Below are 13,182 nucleotides of genomic sequence, written 5' to 3'. Positions count from 1 at the left end.
GACGCCATGATCCGGATCTACGGAATACGCAACTGCGACACCATCAAAAAAACCCTCGCCTGGTTTAACGACCAGGGCGCGGATTACGAATTTATCGACTACAAGAAAACACCGCCAACGGAAGAGCTGCTGCGCGCCTGGTTTCCGCACGTCGGCTGGGAAAATCTGATCAACAAACGTGGCACCACCTGGCGTAATATCGACGCCTCGCGCAAAACCGAATTGACGCCGGAAAAAGCCATCGAACTGATGATCGAAAATCCATCGGTCATCAAGAGACCTGTGGTGGAACAACGTGGTCTCGCCGCGGTGGGATACAACGAACAGGCCTTCAAAGATTTGCTGTCGCTGGACTGATGCAGCGATGCCCCCGAACCTGACTGATTGAACATATTGAGGAAAACCGGATGAGTTATTTCGCTCTGGCCGTCGGCACGGCCACCCGCAACAAGGATGGCAAAATCATCGAGGCCTGGTACCCAGAACCGGTCCTAAACCCGACCGACGCTCTGGTTTCCGCGCTGACCGAGGTGGTGAAACTGAACGGCGGCAACGAAGTCTTTGTACTCGAAAGCGCCCAGATGAACGAACTGGCCAGCCGCTTCAGCGACGCCAGCCAAAGCGTCAATGCGCAATTCTGCCGAGCCGGTGAAAGCAGCCATCAGACGATGATTCTGGTCGCACTTGAAAGCGACTCAGCGCCCAGTTCGGTGGCTGAGGTTTTCCTGAAACTGCAGTTGATTTCGCACCGGCTGGTGCAACCGCATGGCTGTTCTCTGGAAGGTATGTTTGCTCTGCTGCATAACATCGCCTGGACCAGCGAAGGCCCAATCGACCTGCCCGAACTCACCGAACGTCAGATGGAAGCGCGTCTGGCCGGTCGGGTGCTGGAAGTAAACTGCGTCGATAAGTTTCCCAAGCTGGCCGACTACGTCGTGCCGTCCGGCGTACGCATCGCCGACACCGCTCGTGTTCGCCTCGGCGCTCACCTGGGCGAAGGCACCACCGTCATGCACGAAGGTTTCGTTAACTTCAACGCCGGTACCGTTGGTGCTTCTATGGTTGAAGGTCGTATTTCGGCGGGCGTGGTGGTCGGCGAAGGCTCCGACGTTGGTGGTGGCGCGTCCATCATGGGTACGCTCTCCGGCGGCGGCAAAGTGGTCGTCTCCATGGGTCAGAACTCCCTGCTCGGCGCCAACTCCGGTGTTGGCATTCCGTTGGGCGACCGCTGCACCGTCGAAGCCGGCCTGTACATCACCGCCGGCACCAAGGTCACCCTGCTCGACAGCAACAAGCAAGCCGTCGAAACCGTTAAAGCACGCGAACTGGCCGGCAAGTCTGATTTGCTGTTCTGGCGCAACGCTGAAACCGGTCGCGTAGAATGTTTGACCAATAAATCGCAGGTTGAGTTGAACAGCGAGTTGCATAAGAACTAGGCGCGCGTTGCGCGCCTGCAAGACGCTTAACGGGAGACGGGAGACGCCTGTTACAAAAAACCAAACCGTCGCCGCTATTAAGCGTCTCCCGTTTAGCGTCTCCCGTCTCCCAGCGCGCTTATGCGCGCCTATGCGTCTCCCGCAACCAAAAGCCGCACTTCAGCGGTTTCCAGTTGCTCCGCAATTGCCAACGGCGGCGCCACATCGGTCACAAACACATCGGCCTGGGTAATATGCCCAAGCCGCACCATGGCGCGGCGGCCAAATTTGGAATGGTCAGCAGCGAGTAAGACTTGACGGCTTTGCTCCATAATGGTCTGGGCGACGCGCACTTCGCGGTAATCGTAGTCGAGCAGCGCGCCGTCCTCTTCAATGCCGCTGATGCCGATAATGCCGTAGTCGAGTTTGAACTGACGGATAAAATCGAGCGTCGCTTCGCCGACAATGCCGCCATCGCGCGCCCGCACTTCACCGCTGGCGACAATCACTCTGAAGTCTTCTTTCGGGCTGAGAATGGCCGCAACATGGAGGTTGTTGGTGATCACCTGCAAACCGCGATGCTGCAACAGCGCCCGCGCTATGGTTTCGGTGGTCGTGCCAATGTTGATAAACAGACTGGCGTGATCGGGAATCTGCTCGGCAACCAACTGCGCAATGCTTTCTTTAGCGCCGTGATTGAGAATTTGCCGATCCTGATAGGACAGGTTTTCAGTCGAATTCACCGGGCTGGCGCCGCCATGAAAGCGGGCAATCAAACCGGCATCGGCGAGCAGAGTCAAATCGCGGCGAATGGTTTGCGGCGTCACATCAAAGGCGGTGACCAGATCATCGATGGTGGCGTGACCACCCTGTTCGATGCGCTGCACGATCGCCGCCTGACGCGGGTTAAACGACTTATCAATCGCCCGGGCGGCCATCTTTATTGGCCGCCACCCAAGGCGGTCACCCGCGCATCGAGAGCCTTCAGCTGTTCACTTAACGCCACCAGACGGCGGTTGGTTTCCAGTCGGCCGTTGTCGATGGAATCTAGACTGCGGTCCAGGCTATCGACCTGATCGGCCAACTCACCAATGTCCATCATCTGGTTTTCCTGCGCCAGCGTCAGCGACACCAGACGCTCATCAATGGCCTGGGCATCAAAGCCATTCAACTGACCTTCCACCGCGGTCACCGCCCGGTCCAGGTCGGCTGCCAGCGCCGCCAGTTCGTCCAGTTGAGTATCCACAGTGCTGAGCGTTTGGCTCTGGTTATCGAGGCGCGAGGTAACATTGCCCAAACGACTGTCCATATCGGCCACTGCCGCCTGGTTGGCCTCAATCCATTCACGGTTACGCTCGTTCGATACCGCCCACAACTTACGGATTTCCGACATCTGCAGTTCGTCAGCTTCCGAAAGATTGTTAAAGCGTGCATTGATGGCGGTCTCGTTCATGGCCACCGATTCGTCAGTCTGAGTCAGAGCCTGTTCCAAGGTCACCAGGCGGTCATCGGCCAGTTGCAAACGCTCATCGTATTGCGCCAGCGTCTGGCGCTGGCTGAGCACCAACAGCAGCAACGCCAGCACAAGCACCAGAGAGGCGATCAGCAGGCCCCACACTAAAGCGCCGGGGCCACCGCCGTTCTCACCCGGTGGTGTCGCTTTCGGTTTCGGGCTGGGGTTCGATTTAGGAGCGGCTTTCTTAGCCGGTGTCGGCTCGGCAGGACGACGATTACGAATGTCATCTCGGTCCGGCATCATGGGTGGAAAATCCTGTCCCGGCTTGGAATCGGCCATTGTTTTCACTACCTGTTCGAATGGGAATGCGTTCCGCCATTATAGGGAGCGCCCTTGTTGTAACAAGAGCTGCAACCAGCGCTGTAACAAGAGTTGTGACGGCAGTTGTGAACCCTGTCGCCTTGCCACCTCGCCATCTACATCACTGCCCCTTGAAACCCCAGCGAAGCGGCCTGATTATGCTTTACTGAGTCAAACAAGGGAGGCTCCGTGGCACTCCCGACCATTCATTAGTAAACAGACAGAGGGAGAGCAACCATGGCTTTTGAACTGCCAGCATTGCCGTACGCCAAGAACGCCCTGGAACCGCACATTTCCCAGGAAACCCTGGAATACCACCACGGCAAACACCACAACACCTACGTCACCAAGCTCAACGGCATGGTGCCGGGCACCGAATTCGAAGGCAAAAGCCTCGAAGACATCATCAAGTCAGCCTCTGGCGGCATGTTCAACAACGCCGCACAAATCTGGAACCACACTTTTTACTGGCACTGCCTGAGCCCGAACGGCGGTGGCGCTCCGACTGGCGCGGTTGCTGACGCCATCAACGGCAAATGGGGTTCGTTCGAAGCCTTCCAGAAAGAATTCGACGAAAAAGCGGCCGGCAACTTTGGTTCAGGCTGGACCTGGCTGGTGAAAAACGCTGACGGCTCCGTCGAAATCGTCAACACCGACGACGCCGGTACCCCGATCACCAGCGGCCAGACTCCGCTGCTGACCGTCGACGTTTGGGAACACGCCTACTACATCGACTACCGCAACTCTCGTCCGGATTATCTGGCGGCGTTCTGGAAGTTGGTGAACTGGGAATTTGCGAACGAAAATTTCGCAAAATAATTGCTAGACGCTGAACGGGAGCGGAGCGCCGCCCGGACGGGAGACGCTGATTAGCGAAAACCCGACACTCACCCCCGAAGCACTAAAAAAGGGAGCCACCGCAAGGTGACTCCCTTTTTTGTAACTAAGCGTCTTCCGTCTCCCAGGTGCGAAGCACCCCAGCGTCTTCCAGCGCGCTAAACGCACCTAGGCCGTCACCCACAAACAGACGGCATCATCCTCACTGGTACTGACCAGCGCATGTCCCATGGTGCAGTCGTAATAAGCGCTGTCGCCTTCGAACAGTTCCACCGGTTCGTAGAATTCGGTGTAGAACAGAATTGAGCCGCTGAGCACGTATAAAAATTCTTCGCCGTCGTGGCGCACCCAGTCGGGAAAATCATCGAAGCTGCGTGAATGCACCCGGGTGCGAAACGGCACCATCTTCTTTTGCGTCAGTTCGGTGGCCAGCAATTCGTGTTCGTAAGTCGGCGTCGGGTGGGGTCTTCCCTCGCCTGCGCGGGTAATATCGCGGCGGCCGCTGGCGCGGCTGTCGGTGCTCGGCTGAGCAAAAAGTTGCGGAATATCGATGCCGAGCCCATGCACCAGCTTATTCACGGCGGTGAAGGTCGGCGATATCTGTTCGTTCTCGATTTTCGACAAGGTCGAACGGGCCAGGCCGGTGCGTTGGCTGGCTTCTTCGAGTGTCAGGTTCTGGCTTAAGCGAATGGCGCGCACGCGCTGACCCAGTTCTAAAGGTTCCAACGTGGCTTCATGGCCGTCTTTGCGGCTGATTTCCGGCGATGGCTTGGCTTGATCGTGCAGGAAGTGCGGGTCCATGGCGGCCTGTTTCCTATCAGAGACTCAACGACAACACCCGGGCTGTCTGCGCCAGGCGGGACGAGTATTGCATAGCCACCGGCAGCGGGAAACGCCGGATTGGCAAAAGTTGACCATTGGGTCCGCTTGTTTCCTATAGGAAATTTTTGTTGTTTTGGGAAAAAAGCATTGCTAGGCTCCGCGCCATTCCTGCCTACCCTGCTTTGTGGAGATATTCATGTCTACTTCACCCGAATCCTTGCGTTATACCGCCAGCCACGAATGGGTGCGCGACCTCGGCGATGGCGTCGTTGCCGTCGGCATCAGCGACCACGCACAAACCCAACTGGGCGACGTGGTGTTTATCGAACTGCCTGAACTTGGCCGTCAGGTTGCCGCGGGCGAAGCCGTGGCTGTGGTGGAATCGGTTAAAGCCGCATCCGACATCTACAGCCCACTGGCCGGCACTGTGCTCGCCTGCAACGAAGGCCTGACCGACGCGCCAGAGCGGCTGAATGAAGACCCATACGACGCCGGCTGGCTGTTCCAACTGCGTCTGGACGACCCGAGCGTTATCAACGACCTGCTCAGCGCCGACCAATACAACGCCCAGCTCTGATTCAACCTGATTCCCGCCGGAGACTCGCCATGACCACTTCGCTGCACCAAAAACCGCTCACCGCCCTGGCGGACGCCGGTTTCGCCCCGCGTCACCTGGGCCCGAACGCCGATGATCAGAGCGCCATGCTGGCCACGCTGGGCCTGAACAGTCGCGCCGACCTGATCGGTCAGACCGTGCCTGCAAGCCTGCGCATGGATGGCGCCCTGGCGCTCGACAGCGGCCGCAGCGAAACCGAGGCCCTGGCCGAACTGGCGCAGATTGCCAGCCAGAACAAAGTGCTCACCAGCCACATCGGCCAGGGTTATTACGGCACTCATATTCCCGCGGCCATCGCCCGCAATGTGCTGGAAAACCCGGCCTGGTACACCGCCTACACGCCCTACCAGCCGGAAATCAGCCAGGGGCGCTTGGAAGCGCTGCTGAACTTCCAACAAGTGGTGATGGACTTAACCGGCCTGGATCTGGCCAACGCCTCCCTGCTCGATGAAGCCACGGCGGCGGCAGAAGCCATGACACTGTGCCAACGCGTCAATCGCAAAAGCAAAAGCACACAATTTTTTGTCGATGCCGACACCCACCCGCAGACGCTGGCGGTGTTGCAAACCCGAGCCAAATACCTGGGCATCGAACTGGTCATAGCGCCCGCCGCCAGCATCGGCGAGCACGATGTTTTCGGCGCCCTGTTCAGCTACCCCGGTTCCAGCGGTGCAATCGGCAATCTGCAAGCCCAACTCGAAGCGGCGAAAAACGCCGGCGCCGTCACGGCGGTTGCCACTGACCTGCTGGCGCTGATGCTGCTGCGCTCACCCGGCGAACTGGGTGCCGACATCGCCTTCGGCAGTGCCCAGCGTTTTGGTGTGCCGCTTGGTTACGGTGGCCCGCACGCGGCCTTTTTTGCCGTGCGCGATGCGCACAAACGCCAGGTACCGGGTCGCATCATCGGTGTCTCTGTCGATGCCAAAGGCGGTCAGGCATTGCGCATGGCGATGCAAACCCGCGAGCAACATATCCGCCGCGAAAAGGCGACCTCGAACATCTGTACCGCCCAGGCACTGCTGGCGAATCTGGCGTCGTTTTATGCGGTTTATCACGGCCCGAATGGCCTGCGCACCATGGCTGAACGAGTGCATCGTTTCACCGCCATTCTGGCCGAAGGTCTGCGCCGCAACGGCGTGGAACTGGCCGAACATTTCTTCGATACGCTGACGTTCAATTTCGACGCCCAGGTGCACGAGCGCGCCGTCAAAGCCGGTTGCAACCTGCGCCGCTTTAGCGATGGCCGCGTCGGTGTCAGCCTCGACGAAACCACCACAGCGGCCGATGTTGAGCGTCTGTTTAACGTATTGCTGGGCGACAACCACGGTCTGGATCTGGCTGAACTGGACGCCGCTGTATTAGCCAGCGACAAACCTGCGCTGCCTGCCGACCTGCGGCGCAGCGACGACGTGCTGAGCCACCCGGTGTTCAACCGCTACCACAGCGAAACCGAGTTGCTGCGCTATATCAAACGACTGGAAAACCGCGACTATTCCTTGGTGCACGGCATGATTCCGCTTGGCTCCTGCACCATGAAGCTGAACGCCGCTGCCGAAATGCAGCCGGTCAGTTGGCCGCAGTTCGCCAACCTGCATCCGTTCGCCCCGGCCGATCAGGCGCGCGGCTACCAAAAACTGGTCAGCGATCTGGAAACTCAATTGCTGGCCATCACCGGCTACGATGCGCTGTCGATGCAACCAAACTCGGGTGCCCAGGGCGAGTACGCCGGCCTGTTGGCGATTCGTCGTTACCACCAAGCCAATGGCGATGATCAACGCACGCTCTGTCTGATTCCCGCCTCGGCGCACGGCACCAACCCGGCATCGGCCGCGCTGATGGGATTGGATGTGGTCATCGTCAACTGCGACGACAACGGCAACGTCGATCTCGACGATCTGGCGGCTAAAGCAGAAGCAGCCGGCGATAAACTCGCCGCCTGCATGATCACCTACCCGTCGACGCACGGTGTGTTCGAAGAAGGCCTGAAACAACTGTGCGACACCATTCACCGCTTCGGCGGTCAGGTGTATCTCGATGGTGCCAACCTCAACGCCCAGGTCGGTTTGATGCAACCGGGCAAGGTTGGCGCCGATGTGTCGCACCTGAACCTGCACAAAACCTTCGCCATTCCGCACGGCGGCGGTGGCCCGGGCATGGGGCCGATTGGCGTTAAAGCGCATCTGGCGCCCTATTTGCCGGGTCATGGAGAAGAGTCTGAAGGCGCGGTCTCAGCGGCGGCCTTTGGTTCAGCCGGCATTCTGCCGATCACCTGGATGTACAACCGCATGCTCGGCCGCGACGGCCTGCAGGCCAGCACCGAAGTCGCTATTTTGGGTGCCAACTATCTGGCCGAAGCGCTGAAAGACGATTTTGATGTGCTCTATCGCGGCAGCAACGGCCGCGTCGCCCACGAGTGCATTCTGGATTTGCGGCCGCTGAAAGCCGAAACCGGCATCAGCGAAGAAGACGTCGCCAAGCGCTTAATGGACTACGGCTTCCACGCCCCGACCATGTCGTTCCCGGTGCCGGGCACGCTAATGGTTGAGCCAACCGAATCGGAATCCAAAGCCGAGTTGGATCGCTTTATCGACGCCATGCGCGGCATTCGTGCGGAGATCGCCAAGGTCGAAAGCGGCGAATGGGCGGCGGACGACAGCCCGCTGCGTCATGCGCCACATTCACAAGCGGATTTGGTCGGCGAATGGACCCGCCCCTACCCGCGCGAACTGGGTGTATTCCCAAGCGAGGCGGTCAAAGCCGCCAAGTTCTGGCCGGCGGTGAACCGGGTCGACAATGTCCATGGCGATCGCAATCTGATGTGCTCCTGCCCGCCAATTGAGGCGTATCAGTAAACAATAACGCCACTGCCAGAGTACCTGACAGTGGAGCCTTTTTAGGCGACCGTCGATGGCCAGGAATGGTCCGACACATCGGGCCATCGCCGAGCGTCCAGGGAAGGATTTACAGCGTGTCGCCTAAAAAGGCTCCGCTGTCAGGTACGGACCATTAACCTCAACGCTCAGACTGCCCGAGTCGCCACCGCCCCCGGCAAGCCCTTATAAACCGCTTGTGCCACCAAGCCAGTAATCACCACCTTCACCAGATCACCCGGTATATAAACCATCATAATCTGCGTCGAGCGCAGCAGGCCGTTATCGGTGATCAGCATAAAGCCCATAATACCGAAGACGTAGAGCACCAGAATGCCGCCGACAAAGGCGCCAATAGCAGCCGCCACCGCCAGGTTCAGACGTTGCAACTGCTGCGTCACCCAGCCGGTTGCCAGCGCCGCAAAGGCCCAGCCAATGGCAAAACCCGCCGTCGGGCCGACAAACACCGCCAAACCACCGCGACCACCGGCTAATAAAGGCGCACCGAGTGCGACCACAAACAACAGCAACACCACCGCCAGAAAACCGCGCACCGGGCCGAGCATGACGCCGGCGAGCATCACACCAAGCGACTGGGCGGTAATGGGAATGCCGGACAAAAACGGCACCGGCGGGATCAAACCCAGGGCGGCAATTAAGGCGGCGTAGAGGGCAATCTGTACCAGGCCCTGTTCCTTTAAAGAGTGCTCTTTCATGGTTGTGCTCCGTTTATTGTTTGGCATCGGGTGGAATACCGCCGCGCGCGGCCAGCGCTTCGGCGACGTGATCGGACAGGCGAATAGCGTTGATCAGCAGCGGCACCGCCAAGCGCCATTGGCGACGGCCGCCGCCACGGGCGCGCCAGGCTTCGAGCAGGCTGGCGGTCAGCGCCATCAATACCGGCACAAAGCGCACCAGCAGCGCCACGGCAAAGGCGATGCGATGCGGCGCCACGCCGATCCAGCGCAGCGGCCGCAGCAGCGGCATCACCGCCGCCATCATGGCGTCCATCGGGGTCGTGAGCGTGACCAGGTTGGCCAGCAGTACCATGATCAGAATGCGTTGCAGCATCACCAGGCCATCTGCCCAGCCCTGCGTCCAGGTCTGAAACGCCAGAATCAGCAGCAGAAAAGGCAGTACCGGCTTTACCAGCGTCAGCCGCTGCAAGCCGCCCGGCCCCAAACTGGCGTAACCGGCGACGCAAAGCAGCAGCACCGGCAGCAGCCACAACGGCTGATCCACTGGATAGAGCGCCATGCTGATCACCATCAAGCCGGCCAGCTTCACCCCCGCCGGCAGCCGATGCAGCGGGCTGCGCCCGGCCATATAGAGGCTGATCACAACGCCACCCCGGCCAGGCTGGCCTGACGGTAGGCATCCAGAACGCGCGCCGGTTCGCCGTCGTCGCGCACCCGGCCGTCTTCGAGCCAGATCAGTCGATCAAAGCCGTCGAGGCTGTCCAGCTCGTGACTGATCATCAGCAGTTGCTGTGGCAATTGGTGCAACCAGTCGAGCAGGTGCAAACGGGTTGGGTAGTCGAGCGCGGAAAAGGGTTCGTCGAGCACGATGAGTTTCGGCTGCATTACCAGGACCGCAAATATACACACCAGCTGCTTCTGCCCTTCGGAGAGCGAATGCACCGGCCGCTGCGCCCAGTCGGCGCGGCCATGTTGATCGAGAAAATCCAAGGCTTCTTGCTGAGCGGCTTTGCGGCTGCGGCCGAGGTTGCGCAAACCAAAAGCAACTTCTTCAAGCACCGTGGGGAAAATAATCTGGTGATCCGGGTTCTGAAAAATAAAGCCGACCTGGGCCGCCATACGTTGCGGATTGTCGGCCGGGTTCAGGCCGTTGACTCGAACCTCTCCGGCGCTGGGTTTGAGCAGGCCGTTGAGCAGGCGCACCAACGACGACTTACCCGAGCCGTTATTGCCGATCAGGCCAACCCGGGCTTCGCTGACGCTCAGCGTCACCTCGTTCAGCACCCGCTGTCCGGTGCGTTCCAAGACCACGCTGTGCAGATGAAAGCCGGGCGTCTCAGTGGTCGCGTTAGCAATAACAGTCATAGCAGCCTCATTAAATCAGCGCGCCAGTCTAATCAGCTTGAAAATGTCATGCAGGCAAAATTTAACTGATGGTCATTTATTGATCGGTGTCGATGCTGTCCGCTGCCATCCGGCAGTCTATAAAAGGCTCACTATACTGTCGGCAACTTCCCACGGAGGGGCCGGCCATGCATCGTCTTTGGGTGGCGATACTGTTGCTGGGCATAGTATTGATCAGCCGGGCTGAAGAGCGCGTTCTGAACATTGCCATTAACGCTGAAGTGACCGCCATTTACCCGGATCAACAGCAAAACGTCATCGCCGCGGCGGCGCAGTTGGGCTATCAAATCAACTGGGTATCGGCGCCCTTTGCACGCCGAATTCGCTTGTTGGAAAGCGGCGCCGTCGATGGCTTGTTTGTCATTCTTCCGGTCTATCTGGCAGACGCACCCTTTGCCGTGAAGGTGGATGTTCCGCTGGTCAGCGAAGAGCACTACGCCTATGCCATCGATGAAGCCACCTGCCAACGCTACCGCGACAACGAAGCGCTGCAACTGGGCGGCATTCAGGGCGTCACCTTCTTCCAGCAAATCGCTGAGCGGTATCAGTTGTCATTGTTTTATGCGCCCAGTATCCGCACCCTGATTCAGATGCTGCAGTCGGGACGGCTCGACATCACCTTCGCCAACCCGGTTCAGGCGCAAGGTCTGGTGCCGGCCTTCGGCGTGCAACTGGTGCGCTGCGATGAGCAGTCGTTGTTGACGGCGCAGTACTATCTGTTCCTGAATCAACAGCATCGCGACCTGGCGCAACCGCTGGCCGACGCCTTGCGCCAGCGCAGTAACGACTGACCAGAACGCCATCATTCAAGTCGCCACTTCCATCCGTCGTTATTTGCAGTAGTCTGGCTGCCTTTTTTGACCAAAAGGGTCCGCCATGTTCGAACTGACACCTTTCTTTATCGCTTTATTGCTCACCACTGGCCTGGCGGCCGGCATCATCAATGTACTGGCCGGTGGTGGTTCCAACCTGACCATTCCAGCGCTGATGGTGATGGGCCTGCCGGCCGATATGGCCAACGCCACTAACCGCGTCGGCGTGATGCTGCAAAGCCTGGTCGGGTTGCGCGGTTTTAATAACAGCGACCGACTGGAACGCTCAGACATGGTGCCCATTCTGATACCGACGCTGGTCGGCGGCGCGGTCGGTGCTGGCATCGCCTCCTTCCTGCCCAATACGCTGCTCAAGCCGTTGCTGCTGGGCACGATGATTACGCTGTCGGTGGTGATGATCGTTAAACCCAAGACCATCTTCCCCGGCCCGGATGAACAACCACAACGCATTCGCGACCGCCCCTGGGCGGCGCTGGGTTTGTTCTTCACGGGTGTCTACGGCGGCTTTGTTCAGGCTGGCGTGGGCTTTCTGCTGATTGCTGCTCTGGCCGGCGGCCTGCGCTATGACCTGGTGCGCGCCAACGCCTTAAAACTGCTGTGCGCGGCCGCCTTCACCGCCGTCGCGCTGGTGATTTTTATCAGCCACGGTCTGGTCGCCTGGGTGCCGGGTTTAATTCTCGGTGTCGGCACCATGGTCGGAGCCCAGCTTGGCGTGCGTCTGGCGCTGAACGTCAGCCAGACGGCGTTGAAATGGTTCTTGCTGTGCATGACGCTGGCCGCCAGTGCGGCGGCGATCTGGCTTTAATCGGTCGCTTCGAGTCGTTCGATCAATTCAGCCAGGCGCTGACGTTCGGGCCACAGCGATTCACGCCAGGCACGCTGGTTCAGGCGCCAGATCCAGGCGCCTAAGCCCAGGACGATCAGGCCATAGATCGCCGTCAGCCAACCCGGCCCGCTGTGGCCGCTGAACACCAGAAAAGCACCGGTCAGCGGCAACAGCAGATACCACCAAAGCACCTTGCGCAGCAGCAAAATCTGCTCATCCAAACCCGCCAGTTCGGCCAGTAAAACCGTCCGCACACTGTTGTCCACCCGGCTGCGACCCTGGCGCCGGGCAATGAGCAGCTTAACGACAATCAGGACCGCGCCAAGCAACGTCAGCGCCGCGCCCAGGCGCACCGCTGGGATGCTGGTGTCGATCAAGACCCAGACAAAAACCAGCGCCACTAAGGCACTGCTGCCAATTTCCCGCAGATCGCGCCGGTAAAGGTGGCGCTGGCGCTGTTGTGCATCGCGCTCCACCTGTGCCAAAGAAGCGCTCAGATCGGCGTCGGCGGGTAACTGCCAATGGCGGGCAAAATCGTGCTGGTTCATGCGGTTTCCTCCTGCAAAGCCAGCGCCAGCCGTTTCTTCAAACGGTTGACCTTAACGCCGACCGCATTGGCACTGAGGCCCAGCACATCGGCGATTTCCTGATAGGAATACTGCTCCAGATAGAGCAGCATCAGCGCGCGGTCGACTTCATTGAAGGCCTGTAACGCCCGCGCCAAAGCTGCAAATGCCTGCTGTTGTTCGTTCACAGCTTGAGGGCCGGGTTCCTGGCTGGGTTGCTCGTCCGGGGAGTCATCGATTGTCGCTGGAGGGCGGCGGCGCAACTGGCTGATCGCGGTATTCAAAGCCACACGATACAGCCAGGTGGCCGCGCTGGAGCGACCGGCGAAGCCCGGCCAGGCACGCCACAGCTGCAACAGAATTTCCTGTTGCAGATCGGCGGCCGACTCCGGACTGTCGCTGTAAGCGCGACACAGCCGGTGCAAGCGACCCGTATTAGCGTCGATCAATTGTTCAAATTCGCTCACCCAAGGTCCCCA

15 protein-coding genes are annotated in these 13,182 nt (G+C 59.5%); 7 read left to right on the top strand and 8 right to left on the bottom strand.

Annotated features, from left to right (window positions below):
- The first annotated feature begins 6 nt into the window (after positions 1–6).
- Positions 7–357, top strand: coding sequence for a Spx/MgsR family RNA polymerase-binding regulatory protein (locus tag ACXAE6_RS11340; protein WP_475147735.1), 351 nt, complete (start codon positions 7–9; stop codon positions 355–357).
- 50 nt (positions 358–407) lie between these two features.
- Complete coding sequence (gene dapD / locus ACXAE6_RS11335; RefSeq protein ID WP_475147732.1) at positions 408–1,436, top strand: 2,3,4,5-tetrahydropyridine-2,6-dicarboxylate N-succinyltransferase; 1,029 nt, start codon at positions 408–410, stop codon at positions 1,434–1,436.
- A 128-nt stretch (positions 1,437–1,564) separates the two neighbouring features.
- Here the strand turns inward: dapD and ACXAE6_RS11330 are convergent, their stop codons facing one another.
- Both ACXAE6_RS11330 and ACXAE6_RS11325 read right to left on the bottom strand, forming a co-directional pair.
- A complete protein-coding gene (locus ACXAE6_RS11330; RefSeq protein ID WP_475147725.1) occupies positions 1,565–2,353 on the bottom strand; it encodes a DeoR family transcriptional regulator in 789 nt (262 codons plus the stop codon).
- Between the two features lie 2 nt (positions 2,354–2,355).
- Positions 2,356–3,174 (bottom strand): hypothetical protein, encoded by an 819-nt coding sequence (locus ACXAE6_RS11325; protein WP_475147722.1) that lies wholly within the window; start codon positions 3,172–3,174, stop codon positions 2,356–2,358.
- Between the two features lie 294 nt (positions 3,175–3,468).
- On the opposite strand from ACXAE6_RS11325, the gene ACXAE6_RS11320 reads away from it, so the two are divergent.
- On the top strand, positions 3,469–4,050 hold the full coding sequence (locus tag ACXAE6_RS11320) for a superoxide dismutase (RefSeq protein WP_475147720.1): 582 nt from the start codon (positions 3,469–3,471) through the stop codon (positions 4,048–4,050).
- A 186-nt stretch (positions 4,051–4,236) separates the two neighbouring features.
- Here the strand turns inward: ACXAE6_RS11320 and ACXAE6_RS11315 are convergent, their stop codons facing one another.
- Positions 4,237–4,869, bottom strand: coding sequence for a helix-turn-helix domain-containing protein (locus ACXAE6_RS11315; protein WP_475147718.1), 633 nt, complete (start codon positions 4,867–4,869; stop codon positions 4,237–4,239).
- A gap of 217 nt (positions 4,870–5,086) precedes the next feature.
- On the opposite strand from ACXAE6_RS11315, the gene gcvH reads away from it, so the two are divergent.
- Together gcvH and gcvP are read left to right on the top strand one after the other, a co-directional pair.
- The gene (gcvH, locus tag ACXAE6_RS11310; protein WP_475147715.1) at positions 5,087–5,467 is read left to right on the top strand and encodes a glycine cleavage system protein GcvH; all 381 of its coding nucleotides are present in this window, start codon (positions 5,087–5,089) and stop codon (positions 5,465–5,467) included.
- Between the two features lie 29 nt (positions 5,468–5,496).
- Positions 5,497–8,358 (top strand): aminomethyl-transferring glycine dehydrogenase, encoded by a 2,862-nt coding sequence (gene gcvP, locus ACXAE6_RS11305; protein ID WP_475147713.1) that lies wholly within the window; start codon positions 5,497–5,499, stop codon positions 8,356–8,358.
- Positions 8,359–8,525: 167 nt separating this feature from the next.
- Here the strand turns inward: gcvP and ACXAE6_RS11300 are convergent, their stop codons facing one another.
- From ACXAE6_RS11300 to ACXAE6_RS11290, 3 genes are read right to left on the bottom strand one after another with little or no spacing between them, the layout of a single operon-like run.
- Positions 8,526–9,092 carry a biotin transporter BioY gene (locus ACXAE6_RS11300; RefSeq protein WP_475147711.1) on the bottom strand — a complete coding sequence of 189 codons (567 nt, stop codon included), beginning with the start codon at positions 9,090–9,092 and terminating at the stop codon, positions 8,526–8,528.
- A 13-nt stretch (positions 9,093–9,105) separates the two neighbouring features.
- Entirely contained in the window at positions 9,106–9,717 is a 612-nt protein-coding gene (locus ACXAE6_RS11295; RefSeq protein ID WP_475147708.1) for an energy-coupling factor transporter transmembrane component T family protein, read from the bottom strand.
- Positions 9,714–10,439, bottom strand: a complete 726-nt coding sequence (locus ACXAE6_RS11290) for an energy-coupling factor ABC transporter ATP-binding protein (RefSeq protein WP_475147705.1) — start codon at positions 10,437–10,439, stop codon at positions 9,714–9,716. The genes ACXAE6_RS11295 and ACXAE6_RS11290 overlap by 4 nt, the downstream gene beginning before the upstream one ends.
- Positions 10,440–10,606: 167 nt before the next feature.
- On the opposite strand from ACXAE6_RS11290, the gene ACXAE6_RS11285 reads away from it, so the two are divergent.
- The gene (locus ACXAE6_RS11285; protein ID WP_475147702.1) at positions 10,607–11,269 is read left to right on the top strand and encodes a substrate-binding periplasmic protein; all 663 of its coding nucleotides are present in this window, start codon (positions 10,607–10,609) and stop codon (positions 11,267–11,269) included.
- An 85-nt stretch (positions 11,270–11,354) separates the two neighbouring features.
- Positions 11,355–12,116 carry a sulfite exporter TauE/SafE family protein gene (locus ACXAE6_RS11280; protein ID WP_475147700.1) on the top strand — a complete coding sequence of 254 codons (762 nt, stop codon included), beginning with the start codon at positions 11,355–11,357 and terminating at the stop codon, positions 12,114–12,116.
- Here ACXAE6_RS11280 and ACXAE6_RS11275 read toward each other — a convergent pair.
- Together ACXAE6_RS11275 and ACXAE6_RS11270 are read right to left on the bottom strand one after the other, a co-directional pair.
- Entirely contained in the window at positions 12,113–12,685 is a 573-nt protein-coding gene (locus ACXAE6_RS11275; protein ID WP_475147697.1) for a hypothetical protein, read from the bottom strand. The two genes, ACXAE6_RS11280 and ACXAE6_RS11275, sit on opposite strands and share 4 nt — an antisense overlap.
- On the bottom strand, positions 12,682–13,170 hold the full coding sequence (locus tag ACXAE6_RS11270) for an RNA polymerase sigma factor (RefSeq protein ID WP_475147695.1): 489 nt from the start codon (positions 13,168–13,170) through the stop codon (positions 12,682–12,684). The genes ACXAE6_RS11275 and ACXAE6_RS11270 overlap by 4 nt, the downstream gene beginning before the upstream one ends.
- Between the last annotated feature and the right edge of the window lie 12 nt (positions 13,171–13,182).

The sequence above is a fragment of the Saccharospirillum sp. ABV4_185 genome, from assembly GCF_056159245.1.
This window is presented reverse-complemented; position numbering and strand designations above follow the sequence as displayed.

Excerpts from the sequence above, each read along its gene's own strand:
- ACXAE6_RS11340 (WP_475147735.1), top strand. The coding sequence starts at position 7 with ATGATCCGGATCTACGGAATACGCAACTGCGACACCATCAAAAAAACC.
- dapD (WP_475147732.1), top strand. The coding sequence starts at position 408 with ATGAGTTATTTCGCTCTGGCCGTCGGCACGGCCACCCGCAACAAGGAT.
- ACXAE6_RS11330 (WP_475147725.1), bottom strand. The coding sequence starts at position 2,353 with ATGGCCGCCCGGGCGATTGATAAGTCGTTTAACCCGCGTCAGGCGGCG.
- ACXAE6_RS11325 (WP_475147722.1), bottom strand. The coding sequence starts at position 3,174 with ATGATGCCGGACCGAGATGACATTCGTAATCGTCGTCCTGCCGAGCCG.
- ACXAE6_RS11320 (WP_475147720.1), top strand. The coding sequence starts at position 3,469 with ATGGCTTTTGAACTGCCAGCATTGCCGTACGCCAAGAACGCCCTGGAA.
- ACXAE6_RS11315 (WP_475147718.1), bottom strand. The coding sequence starts at position 4,869 with ATGGACCCGCACTTCCTGCACGATCAAGCCAAGCCATCGCCGGAAATC.
- gcvH (WP_475147715.1), top strand. The coding sequence starts at position 5,087 with ATGTCTACTTCACCCGAATCCTTGCGTTATACCGCCAGCCACGAATGG.
- gcvP (WP_475147713.1), top strand. The coding sequence starts at position 5,497 with ATGACCACTTCGCTGCACCAAAAACCGCTCACCGCCCTGGCGGACGCC.
- ACXAE6_RS11300 (WP_475147711.1), bottom strand. The coding sequence starts at position 9,092 with ATGAAAGAGCACTCTTTAAAGGAACAGGGCCTGGTACAGATTGCCCTC.
- ACXAE6_RS11290 (WP_475147705.1), bottom strand. The coding sequence starts at position 10,439 with ATGACTGTTATTGCTAACGCGACCACTGAGACGCCCGGCTTTCATCTG.
- ACXAE6_RS11285 (WP_475147702.1), top strand. The coding sequence starts at position 10,607 with ATGCATCGTCTTTGGGTGGCGATACTGTTGCTGGGCATAGTATTGATC.
- ACXAE6_RS11280 (WP_475147700.1), top strand. The coding sequence starts at position 11,355 with ATGTTCGAACTGACACCTTTCTTTATCGCTTTATTGCTCACCACTGGC.
- ACXAE6_RS11275 (WP_475147697.1), bottom strand. The coding sequence starts at position 12,685 with ATGAACCAGCACGATTTTGCCCGCCATTGGCAGTTACCCGCCGACGCC.